Source organism: Streptomyces sp. NBC_00162, from assembly GCF_024611995.1.
Classification (GTDB): domain Bacteria; phylum Actinomycetota; class Actinomycetes; order Streptomycetales; family Streptomycetaceae; genus Streptomyces.
Genome location: NZ_CP102509.1, coordinates 7771806 through 7787261 on the forward strand (window position 1 = coordinate 7771806; position 15456 = coordinate 7787261).

Annotated in this window: 17 protein-coding genes; 8 read left to right on the forward strand and 9 right to left on the reverse strand. The window is 71.5% G+C overall.

The genetic code is table 11. The annotated features are described in order from the left end of the window. The first annotated feature begins 16 nt into the window (after nucleotides 1-16). The 5 genes from JIW86_RS35830 to JIW86_RS35850 all read left to right on the forward strand — a co-directional run bounded on the left by JIW86_RS35830 (nucleotide 17) and on the right by JIW86_RS35850 (nucleotide 5820). Nucleotides 17-1429, forward strand: a complete 1413-nt coding sequence (locus JIW86_RS35830) for an MFS transporter (RefSeq protein ID WP_257558402.1) — start codon at nucleotides 17-19, stop codon at nucleotides 1427-1429. An 88-nt stretch (nucleotides 1430-1517) separates the two neighbouring features. After that, entirely contained in the window at nucleotides 1518-3452 is a 1935-nt protein-coding gene (locus tag JIW86_RS35835) for a helix-turn-helix domain-containing protein (RefSeq protein WP_257558404.1), read from the forward strand. 106 nt (nucleotides 3453-3558) lie between these two features. Then, entirely contained in the window at nucleotides 3559-3855 is a 297-nt protein-coding gene (locus JIW86_RS35840; RefSeq protein ID WP_257558406.1) for a hypothetical protein, read from the forward strand. 93 nt (nucleotides 3856-3948) lie between these two features. After that, nucleotides 3949-4107 (forward strand): hypothetical protein, encoded by a 159-nt coding sequence (locus tag JIW86_RS35845; RefSeq protein WP_257558408.1) that lies wholly within the window; start codon nucleotides 3949-3951, stop codon nucleotides 4105-4107. A gap of 228 nt (nucleotides 4108-4335) precedes the next feature. Next, entirely contained in the window at nucleotides 4336-5820 is a 1485-nt protein-coding gene (locus JIW86_RS35850; RefSeq protein ID WP_257558410.1) for a UDP-N-acetylmuramoyl-L-alanyl-D-glutamate--2,6-diaminopimelate ligase, read from the forward strand. Nucleotides 5821-5829: 9 nt separating this feature from the next. Here JIW86_RS35850 and JIW86_RS35855 read toward each other — a convergent pair whose 3' ends face one another. Both JIW86_RS35855 and JIW86_RS35860 read right to left on the reverse strand, forming a co-directional pair. Further along, complete coding sequence (locus JIW86_RS35855) at nucleotides 5830-6450, reverse strand: L-threonylcarbamoyladenylate synthase (RefSeq protein ID WP_257558412.1); 621 nt, start codon at nucleotides 6448-6450, stop codon at nucleotides 5830-5832. 34 nt (nucleotides 6451-6484) lie between these two features. Next, nucleotides 6485-6715 (reverse strand): DUF6296 family protein, encoded by a 231-nt coding sequence (locus JIW86_RS35860; RefSeq protein ID WP_215147175.1) that lies wholly within the window; start codon nucleotides 6713-6715, stop codon nucleotides 6485-6487. Between the two features lie 201 nt (nucleotides 6716-6916). Here JIW86_RS35860 and JIW86_RS35865 point away from each other — a divergent pair, with 201 nt between their 5' ends. Then, on the forward strand, nucleotides 6917-8134 hold the full coding sequence (locus tag JIW86_RS35865; protein ID WP_257558414.1) for an MFS transporter: 1218 nt from the start codon (nucleotides 6917-6919) through the stop codon (nucleotides 8132-8134). Here JIW86_RS35865 and JIW86_RS35870 read toward each other — a convergent pair. Continuing rightward, a complete protein-coding gene (locus JIW86_RS35870; RefSeq protein WP_215147179.1) occupies nucleotides 8110-8622 on the reverse strand; it encodes a pyridoxamine 5'-phosphate oxidase family protein in 513 nt (170 codons plus the stop codon). The genes JIW86_RS35865 and JIW86_RS35870 overlap by 25 nt on opposite strands. A 129-nt stretch (nucleotides 8623-8751) precedes the next feature. Between JIW86_RS35870 and JIW86_RS35875 the strand changes: the two genes are divergently transcribed. Continuing rightward, nucleotides 8752-9705: a DUF5996 family protein gene (locus JIW86_RS35875; protein WP_257558426.1), complete on the forward strand. Its 954-nt coding sequence runs from the start codon at nucleotides 8752-8754 to the stop codon at nucleotides 9703-9705. Here JIW86_RS35875 and JIW86_RS35880 read toward each other — a convergent pair. The 3 genes from JIW86_RS35880 to JIW86_RS35890 form a co-directional block, all read right to left on the reverse strand. Continuing rightward, entirely contained in the window at nucleotides 9702-10055 is a 354-nt protein-coding gene (locus tag JIW86_RS35880) for a UBP-type zinc finger domain-containing protein (protein WP_257558428.1), read from the reverse strand. The genes JIW86_RS35875 and JIW86_RS35880 overlap by 4 nt on opposite strands. Nucleotides 10056-10157: 102 nt before the next feature. Continuing rightward, nucleotides 10158-11699, reverse strand: a complete 1542-nt coding sequence (locus JIW86_RS35885) for a cellulase family glycosylhydrolase (protein WP_257559566.1) — start codon at nucleotides 11697-11699, stop codon at nucleotides 10158-10160. Nucleotides 11700-11745: 46 nt separating this feature from the next. Then, entirely contained in the window at nucleotides 11746-12198 is a 453-nt protein-coding gene (locus JIW86_RS35890) for a MarR family winged helix-turn-helix transcriptional regulator (protein ID WP_257558437.1), read from the reverse strand. A 102-nt stretch (nucleotides 12199-12300) separates the two neighbouring features. Between JIW86_RS35890 and JIW86_RS35895 the strand changes: the two genes are divergently transcribed. Continuing rightward, nucleotides 12301-13167 (forward strand): SDR family oxidoreductase, encoded by an 867-nt coding sequence (locus JIW86_RS35895; protein ID WP_257558439.1) that lies wholly within the window; start codon nucleotides 12301-12303, stop codon nucleotides 13165-13167. 31 nt (nucleotides 13168-13198) lie between these two features. On the opposite strand, the gene JIW86_RS35900 is transcribed toward JIW86_RS35895, so the two are convergent. The 3 genes from JIW86_RS35900 to JIW86_RS35910 form a co-directional block, all read right to left on the reverse strand. Next, nucleotides 13199-13822: a class I SAM-dependent methyltransferase gene (locus JIW86_RS35900; protein WP_257558441.1), complete on the reverse strand. Its 624-nt coding sequence runs from the start codon at nucleotides 13820-13822 to the stop codon at nucleotides 13199-13201. 103 nt (nucleotides 13823-13925) lie between these two features. After that, nucleotides 13926-14165, reverse strand: a complete 240-nt coding sequence (locus tag JIW86_RS35905; RefSeq protein WP_215147194.1) for a chaplin — start codon at nucleotides 14163-14165, stop codon at nucleotides 13926-13928. Nucleotides 14166-14353: 188 nt separating this feature from the next. Then, the gene (locus JIW86_RS35910) at nucleotides 14354-15253 is read right to left on the reverse strand and encodes an aminoglycoside phosphotransferase family protein (RefSeq protein ID WP_257558443.1); all 900 of its coding nucleotides are present in this window, start codon (nucleotides 15251-15253) and stop codon (nucleotides 14354-14356) included. Nucleotides 15254-15456 lie beyond the last annotated feature (203 nt).

Consider the following 15456-nt stretch of genomic DNA (forward strand, 5'->3'; position numbering starts at 1 on the left):
AGTGGGTTTCCCCGCCATGTCATCCCAGGCATCCAAGGCATCTCCGGCATCTCCCGCATCGAGAGGCGGCATCGGCCGCGTCATCAGCGCCAGTCTCATCGGCACCACCATCGAGTGGTACGACTTCTTCCTCTACGGATCCGCCGCCGCGCTCGTCTTCAACAAGCTGTTCTTCCCCAGCAGCGAGCCACTGGTCGGCACCCTCCTCGCGTTCCTCACCTACGCGATCGGCTTCGCGGCCCGCCCGCTGGGCGGCCTGGTCTTCGGCCACTACGGGGACAAGATCGGCCGGAAGAAGCTCCTCGTGCTCAGCCTCCTCATGATGGGCGGCGCCACCTTCGCGATGGGCCTGCTGCCCACCCACGCGAGCATCGGCGTCGGCGCACCGGTCCTGCTGACCGTGCTGCGCCTGATCCAGGGCTTCGCGCTCGGCGGCGAGTGGGGCGGCGCGGTCCTGCTGGTCTCGGAGCACGGCGACGACAAGAACCGCGGCTTCTGGGCCTCCTGGCCCCAGGCCGGCGCCCCCGGCGGCAACCTGCTCGCCACCGGCGTCCTCGCCCTGCTGGCCGCGTTCCAGTCCGACGAGACCTTCCTCGCCTGGGGCTGGCGGATCCCGTTCCTGCTCTCCGGTGTGCTCGTGGTGATCGGCCTGTGGATCCGGGTGTCCGTCTCCGAATCCCCGCTCTTCCTCGAAGCCCAGGCCAAGGCCGCCGAACAGGCCGCCGTCGGCGCCAGGGAGAAGCCGCCCGTGGTGGAGGTGTTCCGTACGAACTGGCGGGGAGTCCTCACCGCGATCGGCACCCGCCTCGGCGAGAACATCTCCTACTACATCCTCACGGCCTTCCTGCTCGTCTACGTCACCACCCACCTGGGGCTGTCCAAGAGCAACGGCCTGAACGCCGTCCTGATCGGCTCAGCCGTCCACTTCGTCACCATCCCGGCGTGGGGCGCGCTGTCCGACCGGATCGGCCGCCGGCCGGTCACGCTCATCGGCTCGCTCGGCATGACCGGCTGGGCGTTCGCCTTCTTCGCGATGCTCGACTCCAAGTCCTTCCCGGTCATCGCCGCCGCCGTCACCATCGGGCTGCTCTTCCACGGCGCGATGTACGGACCCCAGGCGGCCTTCATCTCCGAGATGTTCGACACCAAGGTCCGCTACTCCGGCGCCTCGATGGGATCCCAGCTCGCCTCCATCATCGGCGGCGCCCTCGCCCCGATCATCGCGGTGGCCCTGCTCGACGACTACGACTCCTCGCTGCCGATCTCGATCTACCTCGCGGCGGCGGCGCTCGTCACGAGCGTGACCGTGCTCGCGGCCCGGGAAACGCGCGGGCGTAACCTGGCCCGGTCGTACGGCGCGACCCCGGTCCCCGTCCCCGGCGGCCGCCGGGCCGAGGCCGGCGCCGAGTTGGCGTCCCCCGGGAACTAGGACAGGTCCCGGACCAGGCACCCCCGACGGTCGCCGCCGCCGCTGTCGTCAGCGGCGGCGACCGGCCCCGCACCACGGAGAGCCCGACATGCCCACCACCGCGAAGAGCTCCGGCGACGGCGAGGCTTGGGCCGTCCTGCGGCAGTTGCTGGATCTGCTGGCCGAGGGCGCGCCGGCCGAACACTTCGCGCGGCCGGCCGAAGCCGCCCGGCAGGCAGGCCTCTCCGCCGCGCGGACGCAGGAGATCGCCGAGGCCACCCAGGTGGCGCTCGCCATCCGCCGAACGCTCAGCCAGCACCGCCGCCGCGAGGCCGAACTGGCGGCCCTCTTCGACACCGCCGGCGACCTCGCCGCGCTGCGCGACCTGGACGCCGTACTGCGGGCCATCGTCCACCGGGCCAAACTGCTCCTCGGTACGGACGTCACCTACCTGTCCCTCAACGACGACGAGGCAGGCGACACCTACATGCGGGTGACCGACGGCTCCGTCTCCGCCGCCTTCCAGCAGGTGCGCCTGGGCATGGGGGAGGGCCTGGGCGGGCTGGTCGCCGAGACGGCCCGCCCGTACACCACCGGCGACTACCGGGACGACCCGCGGTTCAAGCACACCGCGACGATCGACAGCGCCGTCGCGGAGGAGGGACTACGGGCCATCCTCGGGGTACCGCTGCGCCTGGGCACCCGCGTGATCGGCGTCCTCTACGCCGCGGACCGCACTGCCCGCACCTTCACACCGGACGAGGTAGCCCTGCTCGCCTCGCTCGCCGACCACGCCGCCATCGCCATCGACAGCGCCCGGCTCCTGGAGGAGACCCGCACCGCACTGGTCGACCTCAACGCGGCCTCCCAGACCATCGAGGCCCACAGCCGGGCCATGAGGCGCGCCGAGGACGCCCACGACCGGCTGACCGACCTGGTGCTGCGCGGAGCGGGCATCACCGAGGTCGCGACCGCCATCGGCACCGTCCTGCAGGGCGGCATGCTCATCCACGACGCGGACGGAACCGAACTCGCCCGGGCCGGCGCGGACCCGCAGCCCTCGCTGCCGCAGGCCGTGGCCACCTCCCGGGCGGGCGGCCGCGCGGTCCCCGTCCAGGGCACCTGGGTGTGCGCGGTACTCGCTGGACACGAACTCCTCGGCAGCATCGCCCTGACCGGCCGCCCCGACCTCGACGACGCCGACCGCAGGCTCTTCGAACGGGCCAGCGTCGTCACCGCCCTGCTGCTGCTCCTGCGCCGCTCGGTCGCCGAGACCGAGGACCGCGTACGGGGCGAACTGCTGGGCGACCTCCTCACCCGGGCCGCCGACCCCGCCGGTCTGTCGGCCCGTGCCCGCCGGCTCGGAGTCAACCTCAACCAGCCGCACGCGGTGTTCGTCCTGCACGCCGACACGGTCCCCCGGCCGCGGCTGCTGGCCGCGGCCGCCCGCACCGCTCAGGCGCGCAAGGGGCTGGCCGGGCAGCACCACGACGACGTGGTCCTCATCTGTCCCTCCGACACCCCCAGCACCTGCGCCGCCTCGCTCGCCGCCGAACTGGGCCAGGCCGTGGCCGTTCCGGTCACCGTCGGGGCGGCGGGACGCCCGGTGGCCGGCCCGCCCGACTTCGCCGAGGCGCACGCGGAAGCGCGCCGCTGCCTGGCGGCCCTGCACGCCCTGGGCCACCGGGGGACCGGGGCCGCCCTCGCGGATCTGGGCTTCGTCGGCCTGCTGCTCGGTGACCAGACGGACCTGGGCGGCTACGTACGCCAGACCCTGGGCCCGCTTCTGGACTACGACGCGAAGCGCGGCACCGACCTCACCCACACCCTGCGGACCTACTTCGCGCTCGGCATGAGCCAGGCAAAGACCCGGGCGGCGCTCCACGTCCACGTCAACACGGTGGTGCAGCGCCTGGACCGCATCGGGCGGCTCCTCGGACGGGACTGGCAGCTTCCGGAGCGGGCACTGGAACTGCAACTGGCCCTGCGCATCCACCAGGTGTCGGCGGCCGGCGAAGACCGGGACGAGGGGATCCGCGTCTAGCGCGCGGTAGGCCGTGCGGCAGGCCGCCGGAGACACCCCGATACCGATTCGGTTGCGACCGCCCGTCGGCTCGTACCCCACCCGCTCGTGCGGCAGTTGCAGGGTCATGGAAGCCACCACCCCACAGACGTACGCGGTGCTCGACGGCGCGTACTGGCTCGACGCCACCGACGGTGACCGTGCCCCCTGCCTCCACTGCGCGCTCCTGCGCCGCAGCGTCGTGCCCGATGCTCCGGGGGAGCCCGCGCAGGACGGGTCCCACGGCCAGGAGGGGCAAGACGGACTGCTGGACCGGCTCCAGACCGCCCTCACCTGCGGTAACGCGAGCAGGCTGCGGGCCGTCATGCTCACCTGCTCGCTCGGTACCGTCATCGCGGGCGCGGCTGCGACGCTCCGTCGCTGAACGGAGAAGGCCCTCGTCGGCGGCTGCGTGCTCAGCGACTTCCACGACAGCACGGTGGATTTCGGACCGCCCCACCGGCCGTACACTCGGCCCATGGGTCGCACACGTACGACGAGGCAGTGCCCGCCGCGGGCCGCCTTCGCGTTGTGCCCGGTCGCCGCAGGTCCGGCGGCCGTCGGCCCGCACACCACGGCCGACGCCGTGGTCGAGGTGCCCGAGACGCGCCGTATCGCTCTGCACGGCCACGGCTAGCGATCTTCCGCGGATCCGCGCCGGCCTCCACGGCCGGTTCGCCGCTCTTCGCGTACGTCCGCCGCGCCTTCCCCGCCGGGACGACCGCCACGTCCGGCTCCGCCTCCGGCTCTGGTTCCGGAAGGACGGACGGACACAGTCACCACCGCGGTCTTCGGCGTGCCGTCGGAGACCGTCGCCCGGCCGCGGCCCGCACGATCGGGGCCGAGCCGCCTCGAAGGGATCTTTGTGAAGCTGAGCGATTTGCTGGCCGGGCAGGAGCACCACGTTCTCCGGGGTGACCCGGAGAACACACCGATCACCGCCGGAATCACCTTCGACGTGGAGCGGGTGATGCCGGGTTCGGTGTTCGTCGCGGTGCCCGGCCATGAGGAGGGCGGCCCGGTCTCGGTGCCGGCCGCCCTCGCGCGGGGCGCCGCCGCGGTGCTCGTCGACGGCGGAGCAGGGGATATCCCGGGGCCGACGTGGCCTCCGGGCGCGTGCGCCGTACGGGTGCCGGACACCCGGACGGCCGCCGCGGTCGTGGCCTCCCGCTACTTCGGCGAACCGGGACGGCAGATGGACATGGTGGCGATCACCGGCACCAACGGCAAGACCTCGGTGTCGTACATGGTCGAATCCGTCCTGCGCATCGCGGAGGGCGCGAAGGTGGGGGTGATCGGGACGGCCGGCAGCCGGATCGGCGACGAGCTCATCCCGATGCCGCGATCCGTGCTGACCACGCCGGAATCACCCGACCTCCAATACCTTCTGGGCTACATGCGCGACCGCGGGACCGGGAGCGCGGTGCTCGAGGCCACGTCGATGGCTCTGCTGACCCACCGCGTGGACCGCACCTTCATCGACGTCGGCGTCTTCACCAACCTGACGCAGGACCATCTGGACGATCACGGAACGATGGCGAACTACCGCGATGCCAAGCTGCGCCTGTTCCAGGGGCTGTGCCAACGCGCCGTGGTGAACGCGGACGACCCCGTGGGCGCCCGCATCGTGCCGATGATGCCGGGCGCGGTGACCACGTACGCCCTGGACGCCCCGGCCGACTACCGGGCCACCGATCTCGTCGTGAGCGCCTCCGGCACGCGGTTCACCCTGCACCACGACGGGCGCGCGTATCCGGCCTCGATCCCCGTCCCCGGCCGGTTCTCGGTGGCCAACGCCCTGGGCACCCTGGCGGCCTGCCACCTCCTGGGCCACGACGTGGGCCCCCTGGTCGCCGCCCTGGACCGGATGCCGCCCGTCCCCGGCCGGTTCGAGCGCTTCCGGACCCCGCTCGGCACCTCGGTGGTCGTCGACTACGCGCACTCACCGGACTCCCTGAACAAGGTGCTCACCACGATCCGGGGGTTCGCCCGCGGCCGGGTCATCACCGTCTTCGGCTGCGGCGGGGACCGCGACACGACCAAGCGCGCCGAAATGGGGAGCATCGCCGGCACCAAGTCCGACCTCTGCGTCCTCACCTCGGACAATCCCCGCCACGAGGACCCCGAGGCCATCCTGGACCAGATCACCCCCGGCCTCGCGGCCACCGGCACGCCGTTCGAGCGGTTCGCCGACCGCCGGGAGGCCATCGCGTTCGCCCTGTCCGTCGCGGGCCCCGCCGACACGGTGCTGATCGCCGGCAAGGGGAGCGAGCCGCACCAGATCGTCGGCGAGGAACTGATCCCCTTCAGCGACATGGCCACGGTGCGCGAACTGGCCCACCCGGGGTGATGAGCGGGGCTACTCGAAGCGGGTGGTGTCGCCCGCCCCCGGGCGGACGATCTCGGCCTCGCCGCTGGAGAAGTCGATGACGGTGGTGGGCTTGGTACCGCAGTCACCCGAGTCGAGGACGGCGTCCACCAGGTGCTCGAGCCGCTCCTTGATCTCCCAGCCCTGCGTCATGGGCTCGTCCTCGTCGGGCAGCAGCAGGGTGCTGGAGAGCAGCGGCTCACCGAGTTCGGCGAGCAGGGCCTGGGTGACGGTGTGGTCGGGAATCCGGACACCGACCGTCTTCTTCTTCGGATGCATCAGCTGACGCGGTACTTCGTTCGTCGCCCGGAGGATGAAGGTGTACGGGCCCGGCGTCGACGCCTTGATCGCGCGGAACACGTCGTTGTCGATGTGCACGAACTGACCCAGCTGCGCGAAGTTCTGGCAGACGAGGGTGAAGTGGTGCCGCTCGTCGAGGTTCCGGATCGACCGGATCCGGGCCATTCCCTCACGGTTGCCCAGCTGGCAGCCCAGCGCGAAGCACGAGTCCGTGGGGTACGCGACGAGCGCGCCGGACCGGATGCTGTCTGCCACGCTGCTGATGGTGCGCGGCTGGGGGTTCTCGGGGTGCACATCGAAGTACTTCGCCATCCACCGAGCCTACCTGGCACCCGCGTCACCTGCGTCACTCGGGCAACGGGCGGGCCTGGACCCCGTGGGCGGGCACCTGCTGACCACCCGACGGGAGCATGCGGACCTCGCCCTGGTCGCTGATCTCCGCCTGGACGATGCCGGTTTCGTCGGAGTAGACGGGGTGTCCGCCGGGGCCGGCGCGCTGCGTACGGCTCACGACCACCACGTCCTGGCCCTCCGCGGCGCCTTCGGGAAACACCAGCTCGTACCGCTCCGCGTGCATCTCGATCCCTCCGGCCGGTCCGGTCTGGCATGTGCGGATGGCAGGGCGCCCCGCCGTTTCATCATGCGGGCCCGGGGCCTGGACCGCATCGCCGTACGATCACAGAGGGTGACGCCGGCGCCCCAGGGCTGAAATGCTGCTAGAATGCACCCGTTGGCCTCCGGCGTGCGTGCCCCGCGCACACGTCCGAAGGCTTTTTTTATGCCTTCTCCCACCTCCGCGCCCAGCGCGCCCGCCTCCACCACCACCGGATATCGCGAACTCCTGCGCGACAGCGAGTTCGCCGGACTGTACGCCGGCTTCACCCTGACGGTCGCCGCTACCACCCTCTCGGGCTTCGCGCTCGGCACCATCGTCAACCAGCAGACCCACTCGCCGTTCCTGACGGCCGTGAGCATGTACGGCGCCACGTTCGCGGCGGTGCTCGGCGCCCTCACCCTGATGTCCGTCGCGGACGGCAAGCGTCCGAGGCGCACCCTCGTCGCGCTCCAGTGCCTCTCGCTGGCGGGTGTCGCAGCCCAGGCGATACCCGGCCTGCCGCTGGCCGTCCGGTTCGCGCTGCTGCTGGTGCTCGGGTTCTTCCAGTCCCTGGGGACCGGCACCCGGATGGGGCTGCTCGCCGAGGTGGTGCCCGACTCCGCCTACGCGACGGCCCGTTCCCTGATGAACATCACCGCGGGCGGCACGGCGATCCTCGGCTACGCGACCGGCGCGGTACTGCTGAGGTTCCTGACCCCGCACGGGGTGTTCGTCGTCGCCGCCGTCCTGACCGCACTCGCACTGGCCATCGTGGCGGCCACCGTACGGGAGCACTCGATCCGCCTCACCCGCCGCCCCGGGTTCCGGCAGACCTGGACCACCAACGCCGCGCTCTTCGCCGACCCCGGCCGACGCCTCCTGCTGCTCAACCTGTGGGTCCCCAACGGCCTGATCGTCGGCTGCGAGGCGCTGTTCATCTCCTACGACCCGGGCCACGCCGGGACCTTCCTCGCCGCCGGATCGGCCGGCATGCTCCTCGGCGACCTGACCGTCGGCCGACTGCTCACCGCCGACCGGCGACGCCGCTGCACCTTTGCCCTGCGGCTGCTGCTCGCCGTCCCGTACCTGCTCTTCGCGCTCCACCCGCCGGTCGTGCTCGCGGCGGTCGCGGTGTTCGCCGCCGGTATCGGGTTCGCGGCCACCCTGCCCCTGCAGGAGCGGCTGCTCGAGCTGACCCCCGACCCGGTACGCGGCCAGGTCCAGGGAGTGGAATCGGCCGGCCGGATGACCTGGCAGGGCATCGGCGCCGCGATCGCGGGCGGCATCGCCCAGTACCTCGGCCCCGGCACCACGATCACCGTCGTGGCCGCCGTCTCCGTGGCGATCACGGTCGCCTCCGCCAACGGCGGGACGCGTCAGGCGAAGAGCCAGCGGGTCTGACTGTAACCGCCCTTGCCGAAGCCGAAGGCGGTGCGCGGGGCCACCGCGAAGACCAGGGCCTCGCCCGCCTCCGGATTGACGAACACGCCGTCGCCCACGTCGAAATGCCATTCGGCGCCGTACTTCGCCTCCCAGGCGGCGGCGAGTGCGCGCAGCCGGCCGGGGTCCGTCACGCGGGCCGCCTCGCCCTCCACGACCAGGTCGAAGCCCTCGTGGAGGGTGTTGGTGCCGGTGGTGAGGACGACGTGCGCGTTGCCCCGGAGGTTCTTGGCCTTGCGCTCCTGGGGGCCGGTGCAGAAGTGCAGCGCCCCGTCCGCCCAGACGCCGATCAGCGGGGTGACGTGCGGTCGCGCGTCCCGGCGTACGGTCGTCAGCCAGTACAGCTCCGCCTCCGCCAGCCGGGTGACGGCCTGCGACCAGGGCACCGCGGTCGCCTGCTTGTCGCTGTAGCGCTCGTCCAGCTCGGCGCGCGGTTCCTTGTCGGGCATGGAGTGTCCTCCTGACACGGTCGGCCGTGGGCGAGGTGCCGTGGCCGGGGGCGACAGTCATCATGGAAAGGCGTGCCCGTCCGGAACGCAATGCGGGCACATGCGGGGAACACGGGAAAGGGGAACGCGGTGGAGCTGTTCCCGCCGATGCCGCTCGCCGAGTGGCGGGACACCAAGGAGACACTGCACCGGTTCGCCCAGATCGTCGGCAAGATCCGCCTAGCCGCGAGCGTCCGGCGCAATCACTGGTGGAACGTGACCTTTCACCTCACCGGACGAGGGTTCACCACACGGCCGATGGGGCGGCCCGGCCGCGATCCCGTCTTCACCATCGACTTCGATTTCGTCGGCCACCAACTGGTCGTCTCCACGCTGGACGGCACGGCGATCTCCGTCCCGCTGCCGGGACAGTCCGTGGCCTCCTTCCACCATGAGCTCTTCGCCGCGCTGGCCGCCCTCGGCATCCGGGTCGACCTCCCCGTGCCACGGCCGTACGACCTGCCCGACTCCGCCCGGCCGTTCGCCGAGGACACCGAGCACGCGGCCTACGATCCCGCACGCGCCAACCGGTACTGGCAGGTGCTCAGCCAGGTCTCGTTGGTGCTGGAGGAGTTCGCGGCGGGTTTCTCGGGAAAGGTCAGCCCGGTCCACCACTTCTGGCACAGTCTCGACATCGCCCACACCCGGTTCTCGGACCGTCACGTCGACCAGCCGTCCGGCGTCGGCCCGGTGACCCGGGAGGCGTACTCGCGGGAACTCGTCAGCTTCGGGTTCTGGTTCGGCGACGACACCCTCGGCGAGCCCGCCTTCTACTCCTACACCGCCCCCGAGCCGGCGGGGCTGGACGGCGAACCGCTCGTCCCGGCGGCCGCGCGCTGGGTCGCGCGCAACGGGAGCCATCTGGCCGTGCTGCCCTACGCCGACGCCCGCGCAGCGAGCGATCCCCGGGCCGTCGTCCTCGGGTTCTACGAGAGCGCGTACCGGGCCGGAGCCGGCCGCGCCGGCTGGGACACCGCCGCATTCGCCAGTCCCGGCGGGATCACCGACCCCTTGCTGCGGCCGGCCGGTCCATACGACGCCTAGTGGAGCTGCTGCTCCCAGTCCGCGGGGACGCTGCCCTCGGGGCCGGGAGTCGGCTGGGAGGCCGGGTGTGCGGTGGGCGGGGCCAGGTCGGGGCCCTCGTAGTACTCCTCGGTCTCCACGTTCCAGTACCAGCTCTCGCCCGGCTCGAAGCTGGTCAGGAAGGGGTGCCCCGCGGCCTTGGCGTGCCGCGTAGCGTGCTGCGCGGGGGAGGAGTCACAGCATCCGATGTTCCCGCACGCGGCACACCGCCGCAGATGGAACCACCATCCGCCGCCGGCCAGACACTCCGCGCAGCCGTCCCCGCTCGGGGCCGCGGTGGGATCGATACCCGGAATCTGTTGCGCTGCCATGCGTCCAGGTTCACACATCGCGGTCGGCCCCGCCCGGGCACGCGTGCCCGGGCGGGGCCGTGGGAGGCAGGGGAGGCAGGGGGGGCGGCGGCTGGTGGAGGGTCAGCCGGTCGGGAAGTTGTCCGCGGTGCGGATGCGGTCGCGGATCCAGACGCCGGCGGGCTTGAGCGAACCGGTTCCGGCCCACGGGCCGTTGCCGTCGCAGGTGCCCGTCTTGAAGACGGCGCCCGTGCGGTTGTCGTCGGAGAAGTTCCAGTTGGTCCAGCTGATCTTCTTGGCCGCCATCAGGTCGAGGTACTTCTGCGACATGGCGAAGTCGTTGCTGCCCTCACCGGCGTAGTTCTGGGTGCCGAACTCGGTGACGAACACGGGGATCCGGTCGGCGGCGCGGGAGAGGGTGTCCAGGTACTCCTCGCGGTGCGAGTACGCGTAGAAGTGGAAGGTGTACATGATGTTGGACGCGTTCACCTGGTTGTTGACGACCTCGGTCTCGTCGGCGCCGTCGGAGACGCCGAAGGAGGACCAGGCGCGGGTGCCGACGAGGACTGGTGCGTCGGAGTCGATGTTCCGGATGACCGGGATGATCTGCTCCGCGTAGGACTTGACCTTGGCCCAGCTCACGCCGCTCGGCTCGTTGGCGATCTCGTAGAAGATGTTGTTCTTGCCCTTGTGGCGGTTGGCGATCGCGCTGAAGAACGTCTTGGCCCTGGCCAGGTTGTAGTTCGGGTCGCCCGGGTCGAGCATGTGCCAGTCGACGATCACGTACATGCCCCGGGCCGTCGCCTGCTCGATGAGCGAGTGGGCGAGGTCGGTGAACTTCTGCGGGTCGGTCTCGTAGCCGTCCTCCTGGACGTACGTGGAGACGCGCAGCACGTCGGCGTTCCAGTCCTTCGCGAGGGCGTCGAGTGAACCGCCGGTGAGGCACTGCGCGTACCACTGGGTGCCGTGGGTGCTCATGCCGCGCAGCTGGACGGGCTTGCCGTACTGGTTGCAGAGCTTGGTGCCGCAGACCGTGAGCTGACCGTTGATGCCCACCGGGGTGGTGCCCGGTACGGGCGGGGTGGTTCCGGCGTCGACCGTGAGGTGGTCGACGTTGGGCCCGCCGCTGGCGGTGGAGGCGGTGGCCCGGACGGTGTTGGCCCCGGCCTTGAGGGCGGCGGTCAGGCCGGTGGTGGACCAGGTGGTCCAGGCTCCGGTGCCGTTGAACGCCTTGTTCGAGGCGACGGCCGTGCCGTTGACCGTGATGGTCATCGGGCGGTTGGCGGTGGTGCCGTTGGCGTAGCGCAGGTTGAGCGTGGCCTCGCCGGCCTGGGCGGCGTTGACCGTCCACTCGACGTAACTGCCGCTGATGTTGTCGTAGTTGACGAATCCGCTGCCGGTGAAGCCTGCGTGGTTGGACTCGGCCGCGCCCTGGGAGATGACGGCGCTCTCCGCCTCGTGGGTGACGGGGGCGGCGACCGCGCCCGAGGCGCCGGGTGCGGTGGTGAGGGCTAAGAGCAGAGCGCTGATGAGAGTTCCGGCTCCGGCGAGGGAACGCAGCCGAACACGTGGGGGTCTCAAGGTGTCTCCATCCCGTTGACGATCCGTCGATCGTAAGGAAACTTTCCTAATGGAATGGAATAGCAGCGTCCGGCCTGACGGCACAAGACCCCGTGCGCTCAATCCGAGACAGTCGTCGACCAGCTGCCGGTCAGTGGTCCTTGAGCTTGGCCCACACGGTTTCCAGCGCCTCGATGTCCGCGTCGTCGAGCCGGTCGTCGAAGACCTCCCGCAGGGCCTCGCGCCGGGTGGCGTCGGCCTGGGCGAAGGCCTTGCGGCCGGCGGCGGTGAGCGCGACGCACACGGAACGGGCGTCGGTGGGGGAGGGAACCCGCTCGACGAGGCCGCGGGCCTGGAGCTGGTCGACCACGCGGGAGACCTGGCTGCGGCTGAGCAGGGTCTTGGCCCCCAGGTCGGAGGCGGCGACGGGCTCGCTCTGCCCGTGCAGCCAGAGCATCACCTCGAACCAGGACAGCGGCAGGCCGTGGGCCCGCGACAAGGCCTGGTCGATCCGGGCGGAGAGCGTGGTGCCCGCCCAGATCAGCCCGTAGAAGGCATGATCGCGAGGGGTGAGGTCACTCATGGTGAGGTCGTTGCGCGCCATGAGTGGAGGGTACCCGCTTGCGTGTACGTGCACATATCTCTATGGTGTGTGTGCACGCACATAAATCTGCCGTGCGTTCGTCCCGCTGCCAGGAGACCCCTCATGAGCACCGCACACACCACCCCCACCGCCCCCAAGACCGTCCTCATCACCGGCACGTCCTCCGGAATCGGCCTCGCCGCCGCCGTGGCCGCGGCCGAGGCCGGCTGGCAGGTCATCGCGACCATGCGCGACACCGGCAAGGCCGATCCGCTCCGCAGCGCCGCCGCCGCGGCGGGGGTCGCCGAACGGGTCCGGATCAAGCGCCTGGACGTGATCGACGCCGGCTCCGTCACCGCCTGCATCGACGAGGTGCTCGCCGAGTACGGCCGTCTCGACGCGGTGGTCAACAACGCGGGAGCCGGCCGGGTCGGCACGATCGAGCAGGGCACCGTGGAGGACGTCCGCGCGACGATGGAGGTGAACTTCTTCGGCGTCGTGGAGGTCACCCGCGCCGCCATGCCGCACCTGCGCGCCTCGCGTGGCCGCCTGATCACGGTCACCAGCGTCGGCGGTGTGATCGGCCAGCCGTTCAACGAGGCCTACTGCGCCGCCAAGTTCGCGGTCGAGGGCTTCATGGAGTCGCTCGCCCCGGCCGCCGCGAGCGTCGGCGTCGACGTCACCGTCGTGGAACCGGGCGCGGTGGCCAGCGAGTTCGTCGCCAGCGTGGGCGTGGACGTGCCCGCCATGCTGGCCGCCGCGGGCCCGTACGCCCCGGCGCTCCAGGCCTACGTAGACCACGCGCTGAAGACCTTCGGCCAGGCCCAGACCCCGGCCGAGGCGGCCGCGCCGATCGTCGACGCGCTGACCGCGGAGAAGCCGGCGTTCCGCGTGCAGACCTCCGACTGGGCCCGCGAGTTCGTCGGCGTCAAGCTCACCGACATGGACGGCTCCGGCGTCCAGGCCCTCATGGGCGACTGGCTCCGCTGACCGGCGGACGTGCGCCGACGCCCCCGCCGGCTCAGGGGGACAGGGCGATGCCCAAGGAGTCCGCGCCCATCGTCTTGGGCGTGCTCTTCTGGTAGAAGACGTCGAGTGCCGTGACCCGGAACCCCGCCGCAGTCAGCATGTCGACGGCCTGGCGGGTGAGGTGACACCCGCCGAAGAGGCGCTTGTGCACCGGCTCGATCCGCCGCTGCCAGCGGCGTACGCCTTCGTCCTCCTCCGGGGCCAGCCCGTGCTCCAGGAAGTGGAAGGTCCCGCCGGGCTTGAGGACGCGCCGCACCTCACGCAGGGCCGCGTCGGGATCGGGGATGGTGCACAGCGTCCAGGTGGACAGGGCGGTGTCGAACGTGTCGTCCGCGAAGGGCAGCGACTGGCCGTCCAGCCCGGCGCGTCGTACCGGGACGCGCGCCGCCCTGACACGGTCGGCGGCGAGCCGCCAGCCGAGATCGGAAGGCTCGATCGCGGCCACGCCGGTGACGGCCGGCGGGTAGAAGGGGACGTTGTGGCCCGTACCGAAGCCGATCTCCACGACCTCGCCCCGCAAGCCCTCGCACACCCTGCGTCTCAGCGGCCGTGCCGTCTTCGCCCCGCAGGCGGCATTGACGATCCGTGGCAGGACGTGTTCGCCGTAGCACCCCATGACAGCCTCCGTGTCTCGTTACCGGCATGTCGCCGGAGCCGTGGACGGTCCAGCGGGGTGGTGCCGTGCCCCAACACGGCACCACCCAGGGGCTAGAGGCGTGTCAGTCGTTGATGCAGACGTTGCCGGCAGCCGGGTTGAGCGCCCCGATGATGTTGATGGAGTTGCCACAGAGGTTGATCGGGATGTGGATGGGAATCTGGACCAGGTTTCCGGAGAGGACACCGGGGGAGTTGGCCACGAAACCCGAGGCTTCGGCGTCGGCGGACGCGACCGAGGCACCGCCGAGGAGCGCGAAACCGACGGCGAGGGCCAGCCCGGCACTCTTCAGGACACGCGACATGTGAAGTCTCCTTGTACTGACTGGAAGCGCAGCCCGGCTGCGCGCGGCCCCGGACGGGGTCCGCATCATTGCTTCGGCAGCCAGCGGCCCGGTCGCCCGGTATCCCCGCCGGATTCCCACGAAGGAGTGCCCCGGCGGCTGCATTCGGCGGCACGGGAACACACGGCCGTTCGCAAGCTTGACCGGCTTCAGCCCTCTCCCAGTACCGTACGGATCACGTGCCGGGCGTTGCGCGCCATCGCCGGGTTCGCCCTGCGGTGGTACGGCAGCGCGATCAGCGCCTGCGAGAGCGTCCGCCCCCGGCCGCGGATCCAGGTCGCGTCGTCCACGCCGAGCGCCTCGCGGAAGACCTTCCTGCCCTCGGCCGGCAGCAGGTTCCACGCCGGGAACAGATCGCAGGCCGGATCGCCCACCCCCATGCACCCGAAGTCGATCACCGCGGTGAGCCTGCCGCCGTCCACCAGCAGATTGCCCGGCATCAGGTCGCCGTGCAGCCACACCGGCGGCCCGTCCCGGTCCGGGGCCCGCAGCGCTTCCTCCCACACGGCGGTCGCGGCATCGCAGTCGACGCCCTCCTCCGGTATCCCGCGCAGTTCCTCGATGGCCGCCCTGGTCTCCGCGTCGAGCGAGGCGACCGGTCCGCCGCGGTAGGCCTGCGGCGCGCCGGGCAGGGTGACGCTCCACATCGCCGTCACGAACGCGGCCAGGTCCCGGGCCAGGGGTACGGGCTCGCGCAGCGCCCCCGCCTCGGGGTGCTCACCCGCCAGCCACCCGTACACCGACCACGGCCACGGATAGCCCTCGGCGGGCACCCCGGCCCCGAGCACCTCGGGGATGGCCGAAGGCAGTCGGGGTGCGAGGCGGGGCAGCCACTGCCGCTCCAGGGACACGTCCTCGGCCCCGCCCTTCCGCAGCGGCAGCCGTACGACCATCGCGTCGCCCAGGCGGAACACGTCGTTGACCGTCCCGCCGGACGGGAAGCGCTCCACCGCCAGCCCCGCCCACTGGGGGAACTGCCCGCCGATCAGCCGCCGTACGAGGTCGTCGTCGACGGGGGGCTGGCCGGCATGGATCTGTGCTGTGCTCATGGGCCGCCATCCGATCGCCGGACGCCGGTGGGCGTCAAACGTTTTTTCGGGCGGGCCGGCATCGATCAGGCCATGACGCGCGTCCCGGGCGGTGAGCGCGGGGCAAAGAGGTGACGGCCGTTCGCGTGGATTTGCGGAGGGTCCGAACTCGGGTGCGGGGGCCTGCCGGAATCGGGAGATACCTCTGGTGCCTCCGCCTCAGT